At 45.1% G+C, this 23,828-nt stretch carries 23 protein-coding genes and 1 other annotated feature; of the genes, 1 reads left to right on the plus strand and 22 read right to left on the minus strand.

Annotated elements, in window-relative coordinates; all coding sequences use genetic code 11:
• Positions 1 to 30: 30 nt before the first annotated feature.
• From pyrE to lspA, 12 genes are all read right to left on the minus strand, one after another.
• A complete protein-coding gene (gene pyrE / locus TY16_RS19060) occupies positions 31 to 666 on the minus strand; it encodes an orotate phosphoribosyltransferase (protein WP_043933389.1) in 636 nt (211 codons plus the stop codon).
• Positions 663 to 1,382 (minus strand): orotidine-5'-phosphate decarboxylase, encoded by a 720-nt coding sequence (gene pyrF, locus TY16_RS19065; protein WP_043933390.1) that lies wholly within the window; start codon positions 1,380 to 1,382, stop codon positions 663 to 665. Before pyrF ends, pyrE begins: the two co-directional genes overlap by 4 nt.
• Complete coding sequence (locus tag TY16_RS19070; protein ID WP_043933391.1) at positions 1,351 to 2,292, minus strand: dihydroorotate dehydrogenase; 942 nt, start codon at positions 2,290 to 2,292, stop codon at positions 1,351 to 1,353. Before TY16_RS19070 ends, pyrF begins: the two co-directional genes overlap by 32 nt.
• Positions 2,289 to 3,065 carry a dihydroorotate dehydrogenase electron transfer subunit gene (locus TY16_RS19075; protein WP_043933392.1) on the minus strand — a complete coding sequence of 259 codons (777 nt, stop codon included), beginning with the start codon at positions 3,063 to 3,065 and terminating at the stop codon, positions 2,289 to 2,291. The genes TY16_RS19070 and TY16_RS19075 overlap by 4 nt, the downstream gene beginning before the upstream one ends.
• Positions 3,062 to 6,265: a carbamoyl-phosphate synthase large subunit gene (carB, locus tag TY16_RS19080; RefSeq protein ID WP_043933393.1), complete on the minus strand. Its 3,204-nt coding sequence runs from the start codon at positions 6,263 to 6,265 to the stop codon at positions 3,062 to 3,064. Before carB ends, TY16_RS19075 begins: the two co-directional genes overlap by 4 nt.
• Positions 6,252 to 7,349 (minus strand): carbamoyl phosphate synthase small subunit, encoded by a 1,098-nt coding sequence (locus tag TY16_RS19085; protein WP_043933394.1) that lies wholly within the window; start codon positions 7,347 to 7,349, stop codon positions 6,252 to 6,254. The genes carB and TY16_RS19085 overlap by 14 nt, the downstream gene beginning before the upstream one ends.
• Entirely contained in the window at positions 7,346 to 8,629 is a 1,284-nt protein-coding gene (locus TY16_RS19090; RefSeq protein ID WP_043933395.1) for a dihydroorotase, read from the minus strand. The genes TY16_RS19085 and TY16_RS19090 overlap by 4 nt, the downstream gene beginning before the upstream one ends.
• On the minus strand, positions 8,592 to 9,509 hold the full coding sequence (locus tag TY16_RS19095) for an aspartate carbamoyltransferase catalytic subunit (RefSeq protein ID WP_043933396.1): 918 nt from the start codon (positions 9,507 to 9,509) through the stop codon (positions 8,592 to 8,594). Before TY16_RS19095 ends, TY16_RS19090 begins: the two co-directional genes overlap by 38 nt.
• Positions 9,510 to 9,652: 143 nt before the next feature.
• The gene (locus TY16_RS19100; RefSeq protein WP_043933397.1) at positions 9,653 to 10,960 is read right to left on the minus strand and encodes a solute carrier family 23 protein; all 1,308 of its coding nucleotides are present in this window, start codon (positions 10,958 to 10,960) and stop codon (positions 9,653 to 9,655) included.
• A 259-nt stretch (positions 10,961 to 11,219) separates the two neighbouring features.
• The gene (gene pyrR, locus TY16_RS19105; RefSeq protein ID WP_043933398.1) at positions 11,220 to 11,759 is read right to left on the minus strand and encodes a bifunctional pyr operon transcriptional regulator/uracil phosphoribosyltransferase PyrR; all 540 of its coding nucleotides are present in this window, start codon (positions 11,757 to 11,759) and stop codon (positions 11,220 to 11,222) included.
• Between the two features lie 211 nt (positions 11,760 to 11,970).
• Positions 11,971 to 12,882: an RluA family pseudouridine synthase gene (locus TY16_RS19110; RefSeq protein WP_043933399.1), complete on the minus strand. Its 912-nt coding sequence runs from the start codon at positions 12,880 to 12,882 to the stop codon at positions 11,971 to 11,973.
• A complete protein-coding gene (lspA, locus tag TY16_RS19115) occupies positions 12,854 to 13,348 on the minus strand; it encodes a signal peptidase II (protein ID WP_043934843.1) in 495 nt (164 codons plus the stop codon). Before lspA ends, TY16_RS19110 begins: the two co-directional genes overlap by 29 nt.
• A gap of 236 nt (positions 13,349 to 13,584) precedes the next feature.
• Between lspA and TY16_RS19120 the strand changes: the two genes are divergently transcribed.
• Positions 13,585 to 14,073 (plus strand): C40 family peptidase, encoded by a 489-nt coding sequence (locus tag TY16_RS19120; RefSeq protein WP_043933400.1) that lies wholly within the window; start codon positions 13,585 to 13,587, stop codon positions 14,071 to 14,073.
• A gap of 210 nt (positions 14,074 to 14,283) precedes the next feature.
• Here the strand turns inward: TY16_RS19120 and ileS are convergent, their stop codons facing one another.
• The 10 genes from ileS to sigE form a co-directional block, all read right to left on the minus strand.
• On the minus strand, positions 14,284 to 17,064 hold the full coding sequence (ileS, locus tag TY16_RS19125) for an isoleucine--tRNA ligase (RefSeq protein ID WP_043933401.1): 2,781 nt from the start codon (positions 17,062 to 17,064) through the stop codon (positions 14,284 to 14,286).
• A gap of 90 nt (positions 17,065 to 17,154) precedes the next feature.
• Positions 17,155 to 17,388, minus strand: a binding site (T-box leader).
• A 46-nt stretch (positions 17,389 to 17,434) separates the two neighbouring features.
• Positions 17,435 to 17,950 (minus strand): DivIVA domain-containing protein, encoded by a 516-nt coding sequence (locus TY16_RS19130; protein ID WP_043933402.1) that lies wholly within the window; start codon positions 17,948 to 17,950, stop codon positions 17,435 to 17,437.
• 119 nt (positions 17,951 to 18,069) lie between these two features.
• Positions 18,070 to 18,843, minus strand: a complete 774-nt coding sequence (locus TY16_RS19135) for a YlmH family RNA-binding protein (protein WP_043933403.1) — start codon at positions 18,841 to 18,843, stop codon at positions 18,070 to 18,072.
• A 72-nt stretch (positions 18,844 to 18,915) separates the two neighbouring features.
• Positions 18,916 to 19,188 (minus strand): YggT family protein, encoded by a 273-nt coding sequence (locus TY16_RS19140; protein WP_043933404.1) that lies wholly within the window; start codon positions 19,186 to 19,188, stop codon positions 18,916 to 18,918.
• Between the two features lie 7 nt (positions 19,189 to 19,195).
• The gene (locus tag TY16_RS19145; protein ID WP_043933405.1) at positions 19,196 to 19,633 is read right to left on the minus strand and encodes a cell division protein SepF; all 438 of its coding nucleotides are present in this window, start codon (positions 19,631 to 19,633) and stop codon (positions 19,196 to 19,198) included.
• Complete coding sequence (locus TY16_RS19150; protein WP_043933406.1) at positions 19,623 to 20,324, minus strand: YggS family pyridoxal phosphate-dependent enzyme; 702 nt, start codon at positions 20,322 to 20,324, stop codon at positions 19,623 to 19,625. Before TY16_RS19150 ends, TY16_RS19145 begins: the two co-directional genes overlap by 11 nt.
• Entirely contained in the window at positions 20,324 to 21,151 is an 828-nt protein-coding gene (pgeF, locus tag TY16_RS19155; RefSeq protein WP_043933407.1) for a peptidoglycan editing factor PgeF, read from the minus strand. Before pgeF ends, TY16_RS19150 begins: the two co-directional genes overlap by 1 nt.
• Before the next feature lie 61 nt (positions 21,152 to 21,212).
• Positions 21,213 to 21,491, minus strand: a complete 279-nt coding sequence (locus TY16_RS19160; protein WP_043933408.1) for a YlmC/YmxH family sporulation protein — start codon at positions 21,489 to 21,491, stop codon at positions 21,213 to 21,215.
• Between the two features lie 621 nt (positions 21,492 to 22,112).
• The gene (gene sigG, locus TY16_RS19165) at positions 22,113 to 22,892 is read right to left on the minus strand and encodes an RNA polymerase sporulation sigma factor SigG (RefSeq protein ID WP_043933409.1); all 780 of its coding nucleotides are present in this window, start codon (positions 22,890 to 22,892) and stop codon (positions 22,113 to 22,115) included.
• 184 nt (positions 22,893 to 23,076) lie between these two features.
• Positions 23,077 to 23,796 carry an RNA polymerase sporulation sigma factor SigE gene (gene sigE, locus TY16_RS19170; RefSeq protein WP_043933410.1) on the minus strand — a complete coding sequence of 240 codons (720 nt, stop codon included), beginning with the start codon at positions 23,794 to 23,796 and terminating at the stop codon, positions 23,077 to 23,079.
• Positions 23,797 to 23,828: the final 32 nt, after the last annotated feature.

Genomic DNA, 23,828 nt, shown 5'->3' on the forward strand with positions numbered 1-23,828 from the left:
AGGAAGATTGCCAGCAATCGGACATACTTATTAGTTCAACCTAGCAAGGCTCCAGCTTGCGGGGTCTTGCTTCCACTCCAAAAGAGCCTCCATATCGGATCCGGAAATATATCCTTTCTCTTTTGCTGTTTCAATAAGGTCTGAAAAGCGGGTCAATGCAAGTGCATTCAAATTCGCATTAGACAAAAGCTGCTTTCCTTTATCCAAACCATATGTAAAAATAGCAACGGCACCCAGTACTTCAGCACCTGCGTCACGCAATGCGTCAGCTGCAGTAATGACACTGCCTCCAGTTGAAATAAGATCCTCAACAATGACAACTTTTTGCCCACTCAGCACTTTACCTTCAATTTGATTGCCTTTTCCATGACCTTTAGCACTGCTGCGCACATAGCACATTGGCAAATCCAGTTTTGCGCTAACCCATGCAGCATGAGGAATACCTGCAGTCGCAGTACCGGCAATGACCTCGACTTCAGGAAAATGTTCGCGTATTAACTCACCAAGGCCATTGGCAATTTCCCTCCGAACCTCAGGATAAGACATGGTCAGCCGGTTATCACAATAAATCGGCGAACGCATTCCAGAAGACCATGTATACGGATTCTGAGGACTTAACGAAACCGCACTGATTTCCAATAATAGTTCAGCAATTCTCTTACTCATACAATCGCTCCTTTCCAGGCTTCAAGCCAGGTTTGATAGGCCTTGTAAGGATTTTCAGCCCTTGTGATCGGCCTTCCTACAACAATGGCCGAAATTTGGTTGGACCGGGCAAATTCCGGTGTCGCAACCCGCTTTTGATCTTGTACTTCATCAGAAGAAAGGCGGATACCAGGTGTTACCGTTAAAAAGTCTTTACCAAGCATTTTCCTTATTCCAGCTGCTTCCCAGGCAGAACAGACAACACCGTCTAGGCCAGATTGCTTTGCCAAATTTGCATAATGCTGAACTGACTCTTCCAAGCTAACCGAAATCAGCTGCTGGTTTCGCATGCTTTCTTCGGTAGTGCTTGTCAGCTGCGTGACAGCGATGCAGGCAGGCCGAGCTTCGCCTGCTGGTGTCCCAGCCTCCAATCCTTCCAAAGCCGCCTCCATCATCGCCATGCCCCCTGCAGCATGGACATTGACCATGTTACAGCCAAGTCCGCCAAGTACCTTCATTGAACTTTTAACCGTATTAGGGATGTCATGAAGCTTCAAATCGAGGAAAATTCTATGTCCCAATTCTTTCATTTTATAAATCACTGCTGGGCCTTCCTTATAAAAAAGCTCCATTCCAACCTTTAAGAAAAGCTCATCTTCCGGGAAGTTTCCCAGGAATTGCTCCACTTCCTTCATCCCTGCAAAATCAAGCGCGAGAATTAACGGGTTGTCTTGCATGATTCCAGCTCCTTCCCCTGCATTCGGAAATGTGTTCAAATCCCAGTTCATGCAGTAGTTCTGGCAATTCTTCAATTATAGTAGGACAGACATAAGGATCTACAAAATTGGCAGTTCCAACTGCAACTGCACTCGCCCCTGCATAAAAGAACTCTAAACAATCCTCCGCGGAAGAGATTCCTCCCATTCCGATAATTGGAAGACTCGTTTTCTGGCTTACTTCATAAATCATTCTGAGTGCTACCGGCTTGATTGCCGGTCCCGACAGACCGCCTGTAACATTGGCGAGAATCGGCTTTCCAGACTTCAAGTCAATCCGTGTCCCAAGCAATGTATTTATCATTGTCAGACCATCCGCGCCGCCTGCCTCTGCAGCAAGGGCAATTTCCACTATATTCGTTACATTGGGTGAAAGTTTTACATAAACTGGAACCTCAGAAACCTCTTTTACCTTCCGAGTCAGGTTTTTTAAGACATCCGCATCTAAACCAAAGGCAATCCCGCCTTCCTTTACATTCGGGCAGGACACATTCAATTCAAGTGCTCGTACGTTGCCAACCTTTGAAATCTTGCTTGCAACATTAACATAATCATCTTCCGTAGAGCCTGCTACATTGGCAATGACTGGAACATCAAACTGTTCAAGGAAAGGAAGCTCTTCCGCAATGATTTTCTCCACACCCGGATTTTGCAGACCAATCGCATTAAGCATACCCATCGGAGTCTCAGCTACCCGCGGGGTGGGATTCCCGAACCGCGGTTCAGAAGTCGCTGCCTTTATCATGATCCCTCCAAGGATATTCAAGTCATAAAGCTGACTGTACTCACGGCCGAAGCCAAAGCAGCCTGAAGCAGGCATAATTGGATTTTTCAACTGAAGTCCCGGCAGCTTGATATCAAGCATAGTCATAGTACAACCTCCCCTGCCCGGAATACCGGCCCATCACTGCATACTTTTTTATAGGAAGCGCCCGAAACATCATCCGGTACCCGGCAGACGCAGGCAAAGCATGCGCCAATCCCGCAGCCCATCCTTTCTTCAAGAGAAAGAAATACCTTTTTCTCGGGATACAGTTCCTCCAAAACCCTTAGCATCGGCACCGGCCCACACGCATACAACGTATCAAACTCAAGCTGTTTCTTTGAAATCAGGTCGGTAACAAAGCCCTTTTCCCCGTAAGTGCCATCGGCTGTAGTAATATAGGTTTCTCCGAGACTAGCAAACTCTTTCTCATAAAAAACAGCATTGCCAGTTTGAAAGCCCAGCACATGAATTGCTTTAACACCCTTGGCAACGAGCTGCCGTGAGAGCTCATAAAGAGGCGGGACACCAATTCCTCCTCCAACCAATAGCGCCGTGCTGCCTGAAGGCGCCTCGGCAACTGGGAATCCGTTACCTAGAGGGCCAAGCACATCGATTTCCAGGCCGGGGGAAGCTTCGGAAAGCTGAATGGTACCCTCGCCTGATTTCCTGAAAATCAAGGTGAGTTCTTCTTTTTCATCATTTACTGATGCGATACTGATTGGCCTGCGCAAGAGGGGGCCATAAGCGCCCCCAGTCTTGATATGGATAAACTGGCCAGGCAGCGAAGAACTGGCCAGCCTTGCTTTTATTGTCATCCGAAAAATCGAATCGGCGATTTCTTTATTGTCTACAACCTTGCAAATCTCTTTTGTTATCAAACCAGCACCTCCGCCTTGCTGGAGGAAATTGCTTCTGCAGAAAAGTTCATTGATTCAATTACCCTCAGGATTGCTTCAGCTGTATCCAATGAAGTCAGGCAAGGAATACCATTTTCAACTGCTTCGCGCCTGATTCTAAAACCGTCCCTCTCCGGCTGCTTCCCTCTTGTCAGGGTATTGACGATAAACTGAACTTCACCTTTTTGAATAATGTCGACAAGTGTAGGGCCTTCGGAACCAATTTTTCCAACTACTTCGACCGGAACCCCCATGCCGGCAATTGCAGCGGCTGTCCCGCTCGTTGCCATGACACGGTAGCCCTCAGCGGCAAACCTCTTAGCAAGCTTGGAAGCTTCCTGCTTATCCTTATCAGCAACAGTCATCAGGACCGTCCCGAACTTCTTGATTGTGATGCCTGAAGCAACAAGCCCTTTATAGAGCGCCTTTTCCAGTGTGAAATCCTTGCCCATCACCTCGCCGGTCGATTTCATTTCTGGTCCAAGAGTTATATCGACTCTCCTTAATTTAGCAAAAGAAAACACCGGAACCTTTACATATACTTCCTTCGGCTCCTCAATTAAGCCGCTTTTGAAGCCCTGTTCCCGTAACGAGATACCAAGCATTGCCTTCGTCGCCATTTTAGCCATAGGCACGCCTGTAATTTTGCTTAGGAAAGGAACTGTTCTGCTTGAACGCGGATTTACTTCAAGAACAAAGACACCGTGATCTGACAGGACAAACTGGATATTCAATAGCCCAACGATGTTGAGGCCTCGTGCTAGCCGCTCAGTATAATCGGCAAGCACTCGCTTGTTTTCCTCAGTCAGCGATTGAGGCGGGTAAACAGCAATTGAGTCACCCGAATGGACGCCAGCCCGTTCGATGTGCTCCATAATGCCCGGAATCACCACATCGAATCCGTCCGATATGGCATCAACCTCAATTTCCTTTCCTGTAATATAACGGTCGATCAGGACAGGATGGCCTGTGTTGATTTTAACAGCATTCTCCATGTAGTGGATGAGCTCGGCTTCACGGTCAACGATTTCCATCGCCCGGCCACCAAGCACATACGAAGGCCTGACGAGCACCGGATAGCCAATCTCCTCAGCTATATCAACCGCTTCTTCAACAGACAAAGCTGTTTTTCCAAGCGGCATTGGAATACCAAGTTCGATCAGCGCCTGTTCGAATTTATCGCGGTCTTCGGCACGGTCCAAATCCTCAAGCGACGTGCCCAACAGCCTCACGCCACGCTCTGCCAAGCCTGAAGCGAGGTTGATTGCCGTCTGGCCGCCAAATTGGACCACAACGCCAATTGGATTCTCGAGTTCAATGATATGCATCACATCCTCGATGGTCAGCGGTTCAAAATAAAGCTTGTCGGAAATGCTGAAATCTGTTGAAACAGTTTCCGGATTGCTGTTGATGATGATTGCCTCATAGCCAGCTTCGCGGATTGCCTTGACAGAATGGACTGTCGCATAATCAAATTCAATTCCCTGGCCAATCCGGATTGGCCCTGATCCAAGTACAACAACACTTTTCCGGCCGCTTCTTTCGGATTCATTTTCTTCTTCATACGTCCCATAGAAATAAGGTGTTTGTGATTCGAACTCTGATGCACATGTATCTACCATCTTATACACTGGGATAATTCCATTTTGCTTCCGCCAAACAGTTACTTCGCTCTCATGACATGTCCATGCTTTGGCGATTGCCATGTCAGTAAACCCGCGCTTTTTAGCTTCGCGGCAGACCTGCACATCGAATGGGCTTTCTGTTAACTCTTTTTCATTCTCAATTATTCCTTTAAACTTATGAAGGAAAAACAGGTCAATCTTACTCCATTCATGAATCGTTTCAATCGTGATACCACGCCTTAACGCTTCAGAAATATAGAAGAGCCTTTCATCGCCAGCTTTACGGATCCGCTTCTCAATGATTTCATCGGAAATTCCTTCAGCATCAGGGAGCTCGAAATGATGAACATTTACTTCAAGGGAGCGAATCGCCTTTAACAGTGATTCTTCAAACGTCCTGCCGATTGCCATTACTTCTCCGGTCGCCTTCATTTGCGTCCCAAGGACCCGGTTGCCTGTTTCAAATTTGTCAAATGGCCATCTTGGTATTTTCGTAACAATATAGTCAAGGGCCGGCTCGAAACTTGCATATGTCTTTCCAGTGACAGGGTTCATCATCTCATCAAGCGTAAGACCCACAGCGATTTTAGCGGCAAGCTTCGCAATCGGGTAGCCGGTTGCTTTCGAGGCAAGTGCGGATGAGCGGCTAACCCTTGGATTCACTTCAATAATGTAATAATTGAAGCTTTCGGGATCAAGAGCGAGCTGAACATTGCAGCCACCCTCAATTCCAAGCGCCCTGATTATCTTTAACGATACATTTCTTAATAGCTGATATTCTCTGTCACTCAGCGTCTGGCTTGGGGCGACGACAATTGAATCACCAGTATGAATACCCACTGGATCGATATTTTCCATGTTGCAAACAACGATTGCTGTATCATTTGCGTCCCGCATAACCTCATATTCGATTTCCTTGTAGCCGGCGATGCTTTTTTCAAGGAGGCATTGGCTGACGGGACTATGTTTCAGCCCACCTGTAACGATTTCTTCAAGCTCTTCATCATTCGAACAGATTCCGCCGCCAGTTCCACCAAGTGTAAACGCCGGGCGTACAATAATAGGAAAACCGATTGTCTCAACGAAGGCCTTTGCCTCCTCCAATGTATGGACGATTGCACTTTCAGGAACCGGCTCTCCAAGCTCGTTCATTAAATTCCGGAACAACTCTCTATCTTCCGCTTTTTCAATTGCATCAAGCTTGGTCCCAAGGATTTCTGTCCCGCATTCTGCCAGGACACCGGATTTGGCTAGTTCTACAGCGAGGTTCAGCCCTGTCTGCCCTCCTAAAGTTGCAACGAGTGCATCCGGGCGTTCCTTCCTGATGATTCTCGACACAAACTCCAATGTCAGCGGCTCGATGTACACCTTGTCAGCAATTTCAGTATCGGTCATAATCGTTGCCGGGTTTGAGTTGACAAGGATAACCTTGTAGCCTTCTTCTTTAAGGGCAAGGCAAGCTTGTGTGCCCGCATAGTCAAATTCCGCGGCCTGGCCGATGATGATTGGGCCAGAACCGATAACCATGATTGTATTTATATCTCTACGCTTTGGCATATAGCTGTTCCTCCCTTGTATGCATCTCAATCATTTCCATAAATTGGTCAAATAGTGCGTTTGCATCCTCAGGCCCCGGTGATGCTTCCGGATGGTACTGTACAGTAAAGGCAGGTAAAGTCTTATGGCGCAGCCCTTCAATACTGCCGTCGTTTAATGCGATATGTGTGATTTCCAGCTCTGTATGAGTAAGAGAGCCCTCTTTCACGGCATAGCCATGGTTTTGTGAAGTAATTGAAATTTTTCCAGTTGAAAGCTCTTTTACTGGATGGTTGGAACCTCTGTGGCCAAAAGGCATTTTTTCGGTGTCGGCTCCACAGGCAAGAGCAAACAGCTGATGGCCAAGGCAAATACCGAAAACCGGCACCTTGCCTAGAACGCCTTTCAGCATCTGAATGGCTTCTGGTACATCCTTCGGGTCTCCCGGTCCATTTGAAAGCATGATGCCATCCGGTCTCATTTGGAGGATTTCCTCTGCCGTCATATTATAAGGAACAACAGTCACATCACAGCCTCGCTGATTCAGTTCCCTCAAGATGCCATGCTTCATTCCAAAATCGACAAGAACAACCCTGCTTCCCCGGCCTGGGCTCGGATATGGATTTTTCGTAGAAACTTCTTTAACCTGGTCGGTTGGAAGCTGCTCATTCCTCAGCTGGGCTGTAACTTTAACAGGGTCTGAATCCAACCCGCAAATTGCTCCTTTCATTGTGCCGTGTTCGCGGATTGCCCTTGTGAGCCTGCGTGTATCGATTCCTTTTAGCCCGGGAATTTTCTTCATTTTCAAGTATTCATTCAAAGACATTTCATTTCGCCAATTAGAGGGAAAATCGGCCGTTTCCTTTACGATTAGCGCGCTGATTGACGGATTAATCGATTCGAAATCATCGCGGTTTATTCCGTAGTTGCCTATAAGCGGGTACGTCAGGACAACTAACTGCCTGCAATAGCTAGGATCAGAGAGTATTTCCTGATAGCCGGTCATACCAGTGTTGAAGACAACTTCTCCTTTTGCTTCAGAAAGATCACCAAATGCTTCGCCTATAAAAATGCTGCCATCCTCCAATATTAGTTGGCGTTTCATGCTTTAACACGCTCCTTTTCATAAGCAATCTTTCCGGCTGCAACGGTCAGAACCGGCCAGCCCTTGCAAGTCCATCCTGTAAATGGTGTATTTTTTCCTTTTGATAAAAAGTCACGCGGATTGATTTCACGTATTTCGTTCAAGTCGAGCAAGACGATATCGGCAGGAGCCCCTTCTTCCAGCCTTCCATAGGCCAATCCAAACGATTGGGCAGGCTTGATCGTCATGTAATCTATTAATTCTTTTAGGGACATGGTTCCTTTTTCAACATAATTGCTGTACAAGAGCGGGAAAGCCGTTTCCAGCCCGGTTATCCCGAACGGGGCACTCTCCATTCCCTTAGCTTTTTCGTCTTCAGTATGCGGGGCATGGTCGGTCGCAATAAAATCAATTGTTCCATCCTGCAGCCCTTCTATTAATGCCTCCCGGTCTTGTTTATCCCGTAGCGGAGGGTTCATTTTAAAATTCGTATCCTGTCCGGGAATATCATCCTGACTCAATAGTAAATGATGGGGTGTAACCTCGGCAGTGACTTTAATCCCTGCACGCTTCGCATCGCGGACAATACGGACGGATTCTTTTGTACTAATATGGCAAACGTGATAGTGGCATCCTGCAGCCTCGGCAAGCAGTATATCCCTGGCGATATGGACGCTCTCACACACTGACGGAATTCCCCTTAATTCGTGCTTGCTAGCAAAAGAGCCCTCATGCACTGAGCCCTGATTAATCAATGTCTCTTCTTCGCAATGGGCAACAACTGGCATATCAAGTTTAGCGGCACGCTTCATTGCTTCTAGCATCATTGCCGCTGACTGGACACCGACACCATCGTCAGTAAAAGCAAATGCACCAGCTTCCTTTAGCCCTGCGAAATCAGTCAATTCCTCTCCTTGCTCGCCAATTGTAATGGATGCATACGGAAGGACTCTTACAGAAGCTGTTTCTGATATCCTGCCCTGCAGCCACTCCATCTGCTCCTTTGTATCAGGGACAGGCTTTGTATTCGGCATCGCCGCAATCGTTGTGAATCCACCTTTTGCAGCAGCCTTTGTTCCTGTCTCTATTGTTTCCTTCCTCTCGCCCCCAGGCTCCCTTAGATGAACATGCAGGTCGATAAACCCTGGAGCTGCAACAAGTCCGTTCCCATTGATTATCCGGTCTGCTTGTAGTTCGAGATTTTTTCCAATACATGCGATGATTCCATTTTCTATGTACATATCCTTTTGTTCATGTTTGTCCTCACAGTACAGTTGCACGTCTTTTATTAAAAGTTTCATATTGTCTGCCTCCTTTTTGTGATTCAAGCGCCCTTTTTAGGACAGCCATCCGAACATACACACCATTTTCCATTTGCTTAAAAATCCTCGAACGGCTGCTTTCAACAAGGCTGCCAGCAATTTCAACATCCCTGTTCACTGGTGCCGGGTGCATGATGATTGCCCCAGGTTTCATAGATGCTCCCCGTTCAAGTGTCAGACCAAATTGTTGATGATAGTTCTCGAGCTGACTGCTCCTTGACTCATGGCGTTCATGCTGAATACGCAGCAGCATGACAACATCAGAGCTTCTTACAGCTTTATCGACAGATTCGTATGGAAGCGATCGTTCAAACCATTCCTCAGGCCCGGAAAAAACAACCTTCGCACCAAGTCTGGTCAACGCTTGAGCATTTGAATGGGCTACCCTGCTATGGCGAATGTCGCCAATGATAGCAATCTTCAAGCCTTTGAATCTGCCAAATTCCTGCTGTATGGTCATTAAATCAAGCAGCGATTGGGTGGGATGATCACCACATCCATCACCGGCATTTAGAATTGGAATACGGACTCCCCTTAATTCCTGATAAAAGCGGTCTGAGGGATGACGTATGACCAATGCATTCACACCAATTGCCTCCAGTGTCTTGGCAGTGTCATAGAGGCTCTCGCCTTTTAGCGCACTCGATGCATGGGCTTCGAATGAGATGATTTCCATGCCAAGTTTCCTTTCGGCCATCTCAAAGCTGCATTTGGTCCTTGTGCTCGGTTCAAAAAACAGGTTAGAAACGTACATCTTCTTGGAAGGGCTCCATTCCGCCCCTTTCGCAAACTCCCCGGCATCCTTTAACAATCCGAGTATCTCCGTCAATTCCAGTTCGGCTAATGTCAGTAAATGCATAGCGGAATCCCCTTTCATTTTTTAAAAAATACGCCCAGGCTAAGGGCCAGGGCGCATCTAAGTATGCTGCATTCAAGATGGTCTTCCCGAATGTAGCTGTGCACCCTTACCTGCCTCTCTGGGCTTGTTTAAAAGGTGTAATATTATGCTGTTTTTTCGTCATCATTTACTTCAAACATATTCTCCTGTGCAGGCTCCCTGCCTGGAAGGACCTGGTTCAGCACGATTCCAAGAATCGCTGCCAGAGCCATGCCCTGAATTTCAAATCCGTCAGTAACCTTTATGAACGCTCCTCCAATACCGACTACAAGGATGACCGAGGAGATAGCAAGATTACGATTGTTTCCAAAATCGATTTTACTGTCAACTAGCATCCTCAAGCCTGAAGAGGCAATGATTCCGAACAAGAGGATGGATACGCCTCCCATTACAGCAGGTGGGATTGAACCGATCAACGCTGTGATTGTTCCTATGAATCCGAAAATTATCGCCGCAACGGCAGCCCCTGCGATAACATAGACACTATAAACCTTAGTAATCGCCAGAACACCGATGTTTTCGCCATAAGTGGTCTTTGGCGGCCCGCCAATCAGTGCAGAAATCATTGTTGCTACCCCGTCTCCGAGGATGGAGCGGTGCAGGCCTGGCTCTTTAATATAGTCACGGCCAACGACCTTGCTGAGGACAAGCTGATGGCCAATATGCTCGGACAATGTGACAACTGCGACCGGCACCATCAAAAGGACAAGGTCAAGTGTGATATTAATATCGTAGTGAACGAAAGGAATGATAAACTCTGGCATTTCAAAGAACTTTGCTTCAATCACTTTTGAAAAATCAACAATGCCTACAGCCAGCGAGTAAAGATAGCCAACCACGATGCCTGCGAGAATCGGGATGATACTCAGCATCCCTCTGGCGAAAACAGAGAATATGATGGTAGATGCAAGGGTTATGAGTGCTGCCGAGAAATGAATCAAGCTATAATGCTCAGGGCCGTTTGTTGTATTCATAGCCATGCCTACTGCTGTTCCAGCGAGTGAAAGTCCAATTACGATAATGACGGGGCCTACAACGATTGGAGGCAGAATATTCATTATCCAGCGGTGGCCAGCTTTTTTAATAATAAGAGCGACAATTCCATAAACCAAACCTGCCATAAAGCTTCCAATCATAGCGCCGCCTGGTCCATCAGTCGCTTTTGCGGCCAAAATCGGATAAATAAATGCGAAGGAAGATCCTAGGTAAGCTGGTACTTGCCATTTGGTAATCGCCATGAAGGCAAGAGTTCCCAGGCCGCTTGAGATAAGCGCAATCGCAGGGCTCAAATCGACCAGGAACGGTACAAGAATGGTCGCGCCAAACATCGCAAACAGATGCTGAAGGCTCAAGGTAATTAACTGGATAATATTTGGTTTTTCATTTACGTCTAGAACTGGTTTGTTTTGCATGAGTCTCCCCCAATAATTATTATTGCGCAATTTTCGCGCTTTTCTCTTTTACAAAGGCTGCGGTAATCAAGTCAGATGATTTCCACCCTAATTTCACCTTACAAAAAAACCTCCCTGCAGCAGAATGTGCAAGGAGGTTGAATGCAGCAGAGTACACAAGTATCCTGTATCGGACAGGGTATATCAGCCCTGCTATCCTGCATTTCCCCCTTGGCAGACTCTCTGGACTGCAATTAAAAGGGATATTCTGTTTTCAATTTCACTCGTAGATGCTTACCTGGTCACTGCCATCAAGTTCAGACAGTTCAACCTTTATTCTTTCGGAGCTTGAGGTCGGGATGTTTTTACCAACATAATCGGCCCTGATTGGAAGTTCACGATGTCCACGGTCAACGAGGACGGCCAGCTGGATTTGTGAAGGACGGCCAAGGTCCATGATTGCATCCATTCCGGCCCGAACTGTCCTTCCTGTATAGAGGACATCATCAATCATAATAACCTTCTTGTCGGTTACACCCGCCGGGATATCCGAACCCTTAACAAGCGGTTCACTATCTTCGGTTTTTTTAGTTAAATCATCACGGTACAGGGTGATATCAAGTTCCCCGGTCGCGATGTCTTTTCCCTCAATCTGCTGGATTTTCTCAGCAAGTCTTTCTGCAAGATAGACGCCTCTTGTTCTGATACCAACAAGAATACAATCCTCAATGCCCTTATTCTTTTCGATGATTTGATGGGCTATCCGGGTCAATGCCCTTCGAATTGCCTGTTCATCCAAAACAACTGCTTTTTGTCCCATATAACTTCCATCCTTCTGGTGAAGAAATAATTAGAAAAGCGCAAGCCTTTTATTAAAACAAAAACCTCCCAGCAGCTGTGGGAGGTTGGAAATTCCATACAAGAGTTCACCCATTGGGCGCTCAAAATGTCCGTTTCCTTCTCAGTCTCACAGGACTGCTCTTAAAGGGCTTATTAAACTATAGCTATCATACTTCAATATAAGGCAATTGTCAATTCATTTTGCGCAATTCGTCTAGGAATTTGTCGAAATATGTCGGGAGAGGTGCTTCAAATTCAAGATATTCACCAGTACGTGGATGCTTAAATCCAAGTATTCCCGCATGCAATGCCTGCCCGCCTAGATCGAGGGTTTTCTTAGGTCCGTATTTCGGATCACCAACAAGCGGATACCCAATATATTTCATATGGACGCGTATTTGATGGGTCCTTCCCGTTTCCAGCTGACATTCAATAAATGTGAAATCTCCAAGCCTTTCGAGAACATGGAAATGTGTCACAGCATGTTTCCCGCCATCAACGACAGTCATGCTTTGCCTGTCCCTGGCATCCCTCCCAAGCGGAGCGTCAACCGTCCCATAGTCGTGCGGAATGGTGCCGTGGACAATTGCTTTATATTTTCTGGTAACTGTTTTTTCAACAAGCTGATTCACCAGGCTCTCATGAGCCATATCGTTTTTTGCCACCATTAGAAGCCCTGAAGTGTCCTTATCAATCCTGTGGACGATACCAGGCCTAAGAACCCCATTAATGCCCGACAAATCCTTGCAATGATGCATCAACCCGTTGACAAGCGTCCCTGTCAAATGTCCTGGCGCAGGATGGACAACCATTCCTTTAGGCTTGTTTACAACAAGAACATCACTATCTTCGAAATAAATATCAAAATCCATTGGTTCCGGCACTACATCAAGCTCTTCCGGATCCGGAATCGTTACTTCAATCACGTCATTCAGCGCGCACTTATAATTTGTTTTGACAGGCTTTTGATTGACAAGTACGTTGCCTTCTTTAATCCAGGCCTGCACCTGGGTCCTTGACCATTCTTCATTAAGGGATGCAACTACCTTATCTATCCTGTCACCCTTCTCTTTATCAAGAATGGTGTGTTCCATCTTTTCCATACGATTTCTCCTTCTTCATTTCCCGTTCTTCTTTTATCATTTGTATCATCAACAGAAATACTCCAATAACAAGTGCGGAATCCGCGATGTTGAATACTGGGAAATTGTAGTTAAATATGAATGTGTGGATGAAATCGACTACTTCCTGCCGGTGCACACGATCGATAAAGTTGCCAATCGCCCCTCCCAGCATAAAACCCAGAGAAACACCTAGCAGAGTCTTGCCCTTAGTCTCTTTCTGGATGTAATACACGATTCCAATGATTACAATGACGGTTATTACATAAAACAGCCACATTTGCCCCTGCAAAATGCCCCAAGCAGCACCCTTGTTGCGGTGTGACGTTATATAAAGGAAATCATTTATAACCGGAATGCTATCTCCTATATTCATATATTTCACAATCAGCCATTTCGTAATTTGGTCCAGTAGGATAATAAAAGCCGCAATTAAGTAATAAAGCACCAAATAAACCCTCCACATCTTCTCGATGACTTCTAATGCATTTTAGCACAAACATGCAATGCTGCACAAAAATAATTGGATTTTCTAAATAGGTACTTATTAAATTCGAGAAAACATGACCCTTTTTAGCAAATAATGTTGTCGAACAGTTCTTTATAAAAAGTTGAAACGAAATATGATTCCTCTTCGACTATTGTGTTGTGTCAAACAAATTCACTTAATTGGGGGTCATCAAAATGGCAGTACGGTTTCAAGTTTCAAAGGGGTTAATAGTATGGGGAGTAATTTTGGCGTTGGTTGTTTCTATGTTTGCAGTTCCATTCACCAAGAAGGCGGAGGCATCAGTATCCTGGGGGCAGGAAGTTACCGAAGTTGCGAAGCGGTATATCGGAACACCATATAAATGGGGCGGTACAACACCTAAAGGCTTTGATGCTTCAGGCTACACTCAATTCGTTTATAAAAAGTCTGCTGCAAAAATCAGTCTGCCTCGTACTTCAAAAGATCAATATAAGATTGGCAAAGCTGTAGCGAAGAAAAATCTTAAAGAAGGCGATCTTGTATTCTTCAACACGGATGGCAAAGGCGTATCATTTGTTGGTATCTATCTAGGCAAAAACAAATTTATCGCCGTTACTGTAAGCAAAGGGGTTTCCATCCAATCCATGGATTCAAAGTATTGGAAGGACCGCTATGTCGGGGCAAAGAGAGTCTTAAAGCAATAACCCTAATACACTTTGAACGGATTTAAAGGTTTGGTCCGATAGTTCGCCCCTATTGGCCATAACCTTTTAAATCGGAGCCTTGTCCTGTAGCCCATTCCTATAGGGCAAGGTTTCCTATATACAAGTACATTCGGGCTTCTTTTTTCCAAAAGAAAAGCCCAGAACACAAATGTGCTCTGGGACCTTTTTCATAGGTGAAAATTAAGTTTCTTATTCTTGTGAACCCTCGTTAGAGTAGGATTCCTTTACAACACTAGCGCAACGCGGGCATAGTGTAGGATGATCAGGATCCTCGCCAACCTCTGGGGTAACAACCCAGCAGCGTTCACAAGTTTCGCCTTCAGCTTTAGTTACAACTAGTGCGGCATGCTCAAGCTTAATTGCATTCTCAGGCGCTTGGTCATACGTACCGGCGACTTCGAATCCGGATACAATAAACAGCTGCTTAACATCCTCATCAATCGAATCGAGCAAAGCCTGGCTTTTTTCATTAACATATAAAGTCACTTTCGCAGTCAGGGACTTGCCGATGACTTTTTCATTACGCGCTTCTTCCAATGCTTTTAAAACATCGTCACGAAGCTTCATGAATGAAGTCCACTTTTCTTCTAGTTTTTCCCCATTAGCCATCTCTTTATGTTCCGGCATATCTGTCAACTGTACGCTTTCTTCCTCGACTCCAGGGATAAAGCCCCATACCTCGTCGGCAGTATGCGAAAGAATTGGTGATACAAGCTTAGTCAGCGAAACAAGTGATTCATACAGGACAGTCTGGATAGCCCGGCGTTCCTTATTGTCAACTGCTTCAATGTAGAGAACATCTTTTGCAAAATCGAGATAGAATGCACTTAAATCCAGCGTACAGAAATTATTTACTGCATGGTAGATAACAGAATACTCATAGCGTTCATAAGAATCCCTTACCTGTTTAATCAGCTTGTTCAGCTTAACAAGCATGAACTGGTCAACCTCACGCAATTCTTCATACGGTACCGAATCTGTTGCGGGATTGAAATCAGCAAGGTTTCCGAGCAAGAATCTGAACGTATTCCGGATTTTGCGATAAACCTCTGATACCTGTTTCAGGATGGCATCGGATACACGGACATCCGACTGGTAGTCTACTGATGATACCCACAGGCGGAGAATGTCTGCACCCATCTGGTCCATTACCTTCGCTGGCACCACTACATTGCCCAGTGACTTACTCATTTTCCTGCCTTCACCATCAAGGGTAAAGCCATGGCTTAGCACTCCCTTATATGGAGCCTTTCCTGTCACTGCTACTGCAGTTGATAAAGAAGAGTTAAACCAGCCGCGATATTGGTCAGAGCCTTCCAGGTAGAGGTCTGCAGGACGCTGCAGGTCTTCTCTTTCTTCCAGTACTGCCTGGTGGGAAGAGCCGGAATCAAACCAGACATCCATGATATCCGATTCTTTCGTGAACTTGCCATTTGGCGACGCAGGGTGTGTAAACCCTTCTGGAAGCAGATCGTTTGCTTCTCTTTCAAACCAAATATTTGAGCCATGTTCACGGAACAAGTTTGAAACATGTTCAATCGTTTCATCAGTGATGATTGGCTCGCCGTTTTCACCATAGAACACCGGGATTGGCACACCCCAGACACGCTGGCGGGAAATACACCAGTCCCCACGGTCACGGACCATGTTGAACAGGCGGGTTTCACCCCAAGCCGGTACCCATTTCGTTTCCTTGATTGCCTCAAGCAAATCATCGCGGAAATCCTTGATGGAGGCAAACCATTGGGCTGTTGCCCGGAAAATAACCGGCTTCTTCGTCCTCCAGTCATGTGGATAAGAGTGAGTGATGAATGAAAGTTTAAGCAGGGCGCCTGATTCTTTAAGAGCCTCTGTAATTGGCTTATTAGCTGTGTCATAAAATAGACCTTCAAAGCCTTCAGCTTCTTTTGTCATAACACCTTTATCATCAACAGGACTTAGGACATCGAGGCCATATTTCTGGCCGACCTGGAAGTCGTCTTCCCCGTGGCCAGGAGCGGTATGGACACACCCGGTACCAGCATCTGTCGTTACATGCTCCCCAAGCATAACCAACGAATCACGTCCGTAAAGCGGGTGGGCAGCGACAACATATTCAAGATCGCTTCCTTTAACCTTCTTGGTCACTTCCCATGATTCCCAGCCAATTTCTGTCGCGACTGCTTCTAGTAGTGCTTCAGCAACAAGATAGCTGCCGCCGCCTGCAGTAACTACAACATAAGTTAATTCAGGATGGACTGAGATTCCCAGGTTAGCAGGAATAGTCCAAGGTGTTGTTGTCCAGATGACAATGCTAGTGTCCGTATCCAATACGCCCTTTCCATCCTTTACCTTAAACCCAACATAAATCGATGGAGATTTCTTGTCCTTATATTCAATTTCAGCTTCCGCAAGGGCAGATTCACTGGAAGGAGACCAGTAAACAGGCTTAAGGCCTTTATAGATATAGCCCTTTTTAGCCATTTCTCCAAATACCCTGATTTGCTGTGCTTCATAAGCTGGCTTAAGCGTGATATAAGGGTTTTCCCAGTCACCCCGGACTCCGAGCCGTTTGAATTGTTTTCTCTGGCTGTCGATTTGCTCCAGAGCATATTCCGTACAAAGCTTACGGAACTCGGCAATCGTCATTTCCTTGCGCTTAACACCTTTATTGGTCAGTGCCTGCTCGATAGGAAGGCCGTGTGTATCCCACCCAGGTACATAAGGTGCATTATAGCCGGTCATGGATTTGTGGCGGACAATGATGTCCTTCAGGATTTTATTGAGCGCATGCCCAATATGGATATCACCATTGGCATACGGAGGGCCGTCATGCAATACATACATTGGGCGGCCTTTTGTCCGTTCCTGTACCTTGGCGTAGATGTTCATTTCATTCCACTTTTGCTGAATTTCTGGTTCCCGCTTTGGAAGGTTTCCGCGCATCGGAAAATCCGTCTTCGGCATTAACAACGTGTCTTTGTAATCCATTTCCTTTTCCTCCCGAAAATTGCTTCAAACTTTAGATTGGCTGTGGCCGCTTTTACGTCTCTCGAAAAAACAAAAAACCTCCCCATCCCAAATAGGGACGAGAAGGTTTGTATACTCCCGCGGTACCACCCTGATAGACAGTTCAAAACTGTCCGCTCAAACATCCGTAACGTGGATGTGACGCCTGTGCTTAGTCAGCAGATGCTTTTCGGCACGGGGCTCCAGGGTGATATTCAATTATTCCTGCTTTTACCGGGCTTCCACCATACCCGGCTCTCTGGAAAAAGCTGATGAATAATTTACTGTCCCTGTCATTGCCTGTTAAAGTTTACTTTTATTCTAAAAATTATATGCGAAACGCTGGTAAACGTCAAGCGAGCGAGTCTTCTTCCTGGCTTGATTTCAATTCGGCAGCATCGACCTTATAATCCAGGAGGTGATCCCAATCGTCGTTATTGATCATATCAAGCTGTGCTTCAATCAACATTTTGAAGCGGGTCCTGAATACTTTTGACTGCTTTTTCAAATCCTCAATTTCAAGGGCAATCTTGCGTGCTTTTGACAGCGATTCATTAACAATCCTGTCTGCATTCTTTTCGGCTTCCTTAATGATTAGCTTTGCTTCCTTCTGGGCTATGCGTTTAACTTCCTCAGCTGCTTCCTGAGCGATGATAATCGATTTGTTTAGAGTTTCCTCGATATTGGTAAAATGACCAAGCCTGTCATTCATATCATTCAGTCGTTCTTCCAGGTCCTTCTTCTCCCTGAGGATCAGTTCATAATCCTTGATTACCTGATCGAGGAATTCATTTACTTCATCCTCATCGTATCCCCGGAACCCTTTATTGAATTCCTTATTGTGAATATCTAACGGCGTTAATGGCATGACGCCACCTCCCTAATTGAATTCTTTATCTGCCAGTCCGGCGCCTGAGCCCGTTACGAGCTATATGTACTATTTTGTTATTCGACAGAAACAGGCATTTTCCTTCATAATTTTAAAGATTATTTTTGTTTCCCCACTGTTATTCGCCATTTATCTTTCTTCGTCTTACCTTCAATAGACTGGATTTTCACTCTGCCATATCCGCGGACTGAAATCATGTCGCCTTCCCCACACTCAAAAGCCGAGTTTTCTGTTACAGCCCAATTCACCTTGGCTACGCCCTGCTGAATCAAAAGCTGGGCCTTTTGCCTGGAAATATGATGAATTGCCGCAAGAACAGCATCAAGTCTTAATGAACTGATGGTGGTCGTTTCTTCTGACCACGTTTCGGCAGGCATGATAGCTTCAGTCATCTTAACTTCTGAAAGGCTGACCGAAGCCCGGCCAACTGATTCAAGCTGGCTCATAACATAGTGCGATACCTCAGACGCGCAAAGAAATTGGACCTTATTGCCATCAGCAAGGATATCGCCAAATTTTTCACGTTTCAGCCCGAGTGACATTAAGCTTCCCAGAACCTGAGGATGTTCTATTGTTACAAATTTTGAAGCGTATTTGATTTCAATTAATCTGATTTGATAATCCTCCGGGCTGCTGGAGGCATAATCGGGAAGCAATAATGCTCTCTTTCTTTCTGCATAATCAGGGCCACCGTACAGTTCTACACGGATATCATGGTTATCCCCAATTAAGGATTTCAGGATATGCTGCTCTCTTGGGTCAAGAAAATCAGTAAGCCTGGGAGCATACGAATTCTCGACTGTGTCCTTCCAATTAAGGACCTGATCGATAAATTCACGTTCTTGAGGTCTGAAATGCTGATAAATATTCATTTGAGACTCCTTATGTAGTAAACCTGCAATTAAAAAGGACTGGCTCTTTTGAAGCCAGTGCACTTTGCGTTTTTAAAAATTCCTAATTAACCAATCGAACACACTGTCCAATCCTGATTGAGCCAGCCTAAGCGTAATGATTGCGACAATCGGTGAAATATCGATCATGCCCAGCGGCGGAATGAACCTCCTGAAAGGCTCTAGGTACGGTTCACAAATCCTCGTCAGGAATTGGCCAATTGCTGACTCTCGCGCATTTGGGAACCATGAAAGCAAAATATATATAATCAAAGCCCAATAGTAGAGCCCGATTACTTGTATAAGAATAGCTGATACAAACTCCATTTACTCCTTACCACCTCGAATCTTGAAAGTCACTTTCTTGCATCAACTCGGAAATATTGCCAGAAACCTCAACATTGTCCGGAGTACAAAGGAAAATGCTTAATCCAATCTTTTGAATGTCACCACCTATAGCATATACTGTTCCGCTAAGGAAATCGACAATCCTCTTCGCCTGATCATGCTCAATCCTTTGAAGGTTGACAACTACTGCACGCCTATTCTTCAAATGATCGGCAATTTCCTGCGCTTCGGAATACATTCTTGGCTCAATCAAAACAACTTTAGAAGACTTCTGCACGCTCTGAAGAGAGACGACATTCTGTGTCTTCACAGCAGTCTGCTGCTTCTGGGGCCTCAACGGTTCAGGCTCTTCAATGTAATCCTCTTCCTCGTCGTATTGGTCATCCAATAAAAAGAATGTCTTGAATTTTGATTTAATGCTCATTTACCTGCACCTCCGTATCGTTTTTCCCCACTAGCGCTGTCCCAATCCGGATCATTGTAGCCCCTTCTTCAACAGCAAGTTCAAAATCATTTGACATCCCCATCGATAATTCCCTGCAAGGCGCGTACGGGAGACCCATTTCCTGGATGCGGTTCCTCAATACTCGCAGACTCCTAAAACATGTTCTCAGTACTTCTTCGTCATCCGTAAACGGGGCCATCGTCATCAGTCCATCAACGACAATATTCTCAAAGCGGCCAAGCTCCGAAATGAAGTCAATTGCGGCTTCAGGACTTAGACCGTGTTTGCTCTCTTCGCCAGAAACATTTACCTGCACGAGGCATTTAACAGGGCCATTCGCTCGCTTATTGATTTCTTCGGCCAAAGATAGCCTGTCCAGTGAGTGGATATAATCCGCTTTTCCGATGACAGCCTTGACCTTTCTCGTTTGCAGTGTGCCAATAAAATGAAATGCCGCCCTGCCTTCAAGGTGTTCCCATTTGGCAAGAAGCCCGTCATCGCGGTTTTCACCGATATCTGTAAGTCCCGCTTTTACTGCTTCAATTGCTCTCTCTATACTGACATATTTAGTTACAGCAATAATCCTAATTTCCCCTGGGTCCCTTTCAGCCCTTTGGCAAGCATCTTTTACTCTTGTCTGAATTTCCCTGAGGTTTTTAGCTACTTCCATTACTTCTTGGCACCCTCTCTCCAGCCTATGAATCCAACCATCCTCCCAGTCTTGCCTAAATCCCGGCGATGAGAGAAAAAGCTTCCCGAATCACAGCTGGAACAATAATTACTGATTGTTATGTTCTCTTCCGGTATGCCGCTCTCAAGGAGAAGCTGCCGGTTCATCTCTTTCAAGTCTAAGCTATATTGGCCTGTCCTAATCTGATTATATGGCTTTTTTTCGACATGTTCCAGTCTCTTCTTTACAAAAGATAAAACATAATCATCTACAATATAACATTTTTCGCAAATAGATGGGCCAATAGCAGCCAGAATGTCTGAGGGTTTAATTCCCTCAGCCTTCCATGCCTTCACCATTTCCGGCCCTATCCCCGATACTGTCCCTTTCCATCCGGCATGGGCGACGCCGGCCATCTTGAATTCCGGAGCAATGAAATAAATCGGAATGCAATCAGCAAAGCAGAGTGAAAGCAATAGGCCGGTTTCATCTGTATAAAATCCATCAGTATCCTTGACAGAACTGGTATATTCACTTGCGCCTTTTCCCATGTGGGAACGGGCAGCCTTTACTATATTGGCGCCATGAGTTTGTTCCGCGCAAACCCATGTTTCAAGAGGAAAGCCTACATTATTAGCAATGATTTTCCTGTTTTTGACTACACAATCCTGATCATCGCCAACATGGTAGCCAGTATTCAGACTTATAAAAGGCGATTGGCTTACACCGCCATTTTTTGAAGAAAAGCCAGCAACGAGGCCAGGAAACTTTTCCATCCATTCTTCTAAAACAAAAACCGTTCCTTCTTTGGAGATAAATGGTTCCATGGTGGCTCCCTTGTTTTTTCTCTAGTGTATCACAAGGGAGCTTTTTGCGGAACTGCAGAACTCAACTAACGGTGTTTTCTTCCTCTTGTACAGACTTTTGACTTAACCCCGCTGTCCTGACCAAAATAACATCCTCTCCAATTTTCAATATATTCGGCCAGGGAATAATCATATCTTCATCCTTCCCGAAAAGCCCCAATACTTTGCCCGTTCCTCCTATCACAACAGATTGGATCTTACCGGAAGCCAGGTTGATATCTATATCTGTGATATTGCCAAGCTTCTTTCCATCAGCAACATTGATGACATCCTTCATCTGAAAATCTGATATACGAATCATCTTTACCCACTCCTGTCCTGTTCTATTAAGAATATATGTGCAATGGGCTCGTCTATTGAGGGATTTAAATAAAAAGATGAAATTTATACTATATCGGGTCAACTGAAGTTTTTGGCTGTTTTGCTTTAATGAATGACATTTTGAGCTCCTGACAAACATGAAATGTCACTCATGGCCTCTATGAATGACATTTTGACCTCCTAGAAAACGCGAAATGTCACTCATGGCCTCTATGAATGACATTTTGAGCTCCTAGAAAACGTGAAATGTCACTCATCGCCTCTATGAATGACATTTTGAGCTCCTGGCGAACATGAAATGTCACTCATTTTTAGCTAAGGTTGTTTTATAGGATAAAGGTTTTTATTTAAAAAACTGTTTTCGTAAACTAGTTGCTTTTAGGAAAGAAATTATATGGAACCAAGTTGATTGTAGCGGAAGGCGCGAAGACTCGTTCGAAAATGCAAAAAGCGCGTCTTCTCCTGCGTTGATTATTCTTGGAATCTTCCCTTTGAGGAGTGGAGATCAACGGACTTTTGTACCAAATACAGAGATAATCACATCTCTCTTTTGGTTTAATCATTGAAATCAACAAATTTAAAAGCTGCCCATAGAGGCAGCTTAGCTTTGGATGTTCTTATTCATTTGTTTAATTGCAGCCTTTTCAAGCCTGGAGACTTGGGCTTGTGAGATACCTATTTCTTCGGCAACTTCCATTTGGGTTTTCCCCTGGAAAAAGCGTTTTCGCAAGATGAGCTTTTCCCTTTCGTTCAGACGCCGCATCCCTTCTTTAAGGGCAATTTCTTCAATCCAATTTGAATCTTTATTCCGTTCATCACTGAGCTGGTCCATGACAAAGATTGGATCTCCGCCATCATTGTAGATGGGCTCGAATAATGAAACAGGGTCCTGGATGGCATCCAGTGCAAAAACGATTTCTTCATGAGGTACTTCGAGTACCCTGGCAATTTCTTCGGCTGTCGGTTCCCTTGAGGTTTCACTCATCAGCCTTTCTCTTACCTGGAGGGCTTTGTAGGCAATATCCCTCAGCGACCTTGAAACACGAATTGGGTTATTGTCACGCAAGTAGCGGCGGATTTCCCCAATAATCATTGGAACTGCATAAGTTGAAAACTTTACATTTTGACCAAGATCAAAATTATCAATCGATTTCATCAGGCCGATACAGCCCACTTGAAACAGATCATCAACGAATTCTCCACGGTTGTTGAAACGCTGGATGACGCTTAACACAAGCCGCAAATTCCCGTTGACCAGCTTTTCCCTTGCGGATATGTCCCCTTCTTGCATTTCCTTGAAAAGCAAACGCATCTCTTCGTTTTTCAATACCGGAAGTTTGGACGTATCAACACCGCAAATTTCAACTTTATTCCGAGTCAATGCCTTTTCCCTCCTTACAGGAGCTGCTGTTCAAAAAACAGTATCTCCGCGGAAAGGAAAAATATGCAGGCACTCATGACTCGGGTGCCACGCTCAATTAACTCAAGCCCAGTCCTATAAGGAATTTATGGAAAAATTTTTTTTTGAAAAAGACAGCATTTTTAAAATCACTTTTTGAAATTCATCAAACCATTTTATTGAATTCTTTCCTTAGGCGTTTTATGATTCTTTTTTCCAGCCTTGAAATATAGGATTGAGATATCCCAAGCATATCAGCGACATCCTTCTGAGTTTTCTCTTCTCCATTCACTAGTCCGAATCGAAGCTCCATAATTTGCTTTTCCCTGTCTGATAACTGATGGAGTGCTTTGGCGAGGAGTTTTCTGTCTACATTTGCTTCCAGATCCTTTGTGATAATATCCTCATCTGTCCCCAAAACATCCGATAACAGCAGCTCATTTCCATCCCAATCAATATTCAGCGGTTCATCAAAAGAAACCTCTGAACGGATTTTATTGTTTCTCCTTAGGAACATCAGAATTTCGTTTTCGATGCACCGCGAAGCGTATGTAGCAAGTTTGATTTTTTTCTCGGGATTGAACGTATTGACTGCTTTGATCAGTCCTATTGTCCCTATCGAAATCAAGTCTTCAATGTTAATACCGGTGTTTTCAAATTTACGTGCAATGTAGACGACAAGGCGCAAATTACGCTCAATCAGGATTGACCTTGCTGCTTTATCACCGCCAGGGAGCTTTTTTAGGAGAACTTCCTCCTCATCCTTACTAAGCGGCGGGGGAAGGGCTTCACTGCCTCCTATATAGTAGACCTCATCCTTTTTTATACCAAGCTTGATTAACAGTCTGGTCCAATAATAGGATATTCGTAGTTTCCATTTACTCAAAGTGTCTTCCTCCTTCTAAATTATGTATCTGT

The sequence above is a fragment of the Bacillus sp. EB01 genome, assembly GCF_000613125.1.
Taxonomy (GTDB): Bacteria; Bacillota; Bacilli; order Bacillales; family Cytobacillaceae; genus Bacillus_D.

What these genes read in the sequence shown, in the direction of transcription:
- pyrE (WP_043933389.1), bottom strand. Translation starts at nt 666, where the DNA reads ATGAGTAAGAGAATTGCTGAACTATTATTGGAAATCAGTGCGGTTTCG.
- pyrF (WP_043933390.1), bottom strand. Translation starts at nt 1,382, where the DNA reads ATGCAAGACAACCCGTTAATTCTCGCGCTTGATTTTGCAGGGATGAAG.
- TY16_RS19070 (WP_043933391.1), bottom strand. Translation starts at nt 2,292, where the DNA reads ATGACTATGCTTGATATCAAGCTGCCGGGACTTCAGTTGAAAAATCCA.
- carB (WP_043933393.1), bottom strand. Translation starts at nt 6,265, where the DNA reads ATGCCAAAGCGTAGAGATATAAATACAATCATGGTTATCGGTTCTGGC.
- TY16_RS19085 (WP_043933394.1), bottom strand. Translation starts at nt 7,349, where the DNA reads ATGAAACGCCAACTAATATTGGAGGATGGCAGCATTTTTATAGGCGAA.
- TY16_RS19090 (WP_043933395.1), bottom strand. Translation starts at nt 8,629, where the DNA reads ATGAAACTTTTAATAAAAGACGTGCAACTGTACTGTGAGGACAAACAT.
- TY16_RS19095 (WP_043933396.1), bottom strand. Translation starts at nt 9,509, where the DNA reads ATGCATTTACTGACATTAGCCGAACTGGAATTGACGGAGATACTCGGA.
- TY16_RS19100 (WP_043933397.1), bottom strand. Translation starts at nt 10,960, where the DNA reads ATGCAAAACAAACCAGTTCTAGACGTAAATGAAAAACCAAATATTATC.
- pyrR (WP_043933398.1), bottom strand. Translation starts at nt 11,759, where the DNA reads ATGGGACAAAAAGCAGTTGTTTTGGATGAACAGGCAATTCGAAGGGCA.
- TY16_RS19110 (WP_043933399.1), bottom strand. Translation starts at nt 12,882, where the DNA reads ATGGAAAAGATGGAACACACCATTCTTGATAAAGAGAAGGGTGACAGG.
- TY16_RS19120 (WP_043933400.1), top strand. Translation starts at nt 13,585, where the DNA reads ATGGCAGTACGGTTTCAAGTTTCAAAGGGGTTAATAGTATGGGGAGTA.
- ileS (WP_043933401.1), bottom strand. Translation starts at nt 17,064, where the DNA reads ATGGATTACAAAGACACGTTGTTAATGCCGAAGACGGATTTTCCGATG.
- TY16_RS19130 (WP_043933402.1), bottom strand. Translation starts at nt 17,950, where the DNA reads ATGCCATTAACGCCGTTAGATATTCACAATAAGGAATTCAATAAAGGG.
- TY16_RS19135 (WP_043933403.1), bottom strand. Translation starts at nt 18,843, where the DNA reads ATGAATATTTATCAGCATTTCAGACCTCAAGAACGTGAATTTATCGAT.
- TY16_RS19140 (WP_043933404.1), bottom strand. Translation starts at nt 19,188, where the DNA reads ATGGAGTTTGTATCAGCTATTCTTATACAAGTAATCGGGCTCTACTAT.
- TY16_RS19145 (WP_043933405.1), bottom strand. Translation starts at nt 19,633, where the DNA reads ATGAGCATTAAATCAAAATTCAAGACATTCTTTTTATTGGATGACCAA.
- TY16_RS19150 (WP_043933406.1), bottom strand. Translation starts at nt 20,324, where the DNA reads ATGGAAGTAGCTAAAAACCTCAGGGAAATTCAGACAAGAGTAAAAGAT.
- pgeF (WP_043933407.1), bottom strand. Translation starts at nt 21,151, where the DNA reads ATGGAACCATTTATCTCCAAAGAAGGAACGGTTTTTGTTTTAGAAGAA.
- TY16_RS19160 (WP_043933408.1), bottom strand. Translation starts at nt 21,491, where the DNA reads ATGATTCGTATATCAGATTTTCAGATGAAGGATGTCATCAATGTTGCT.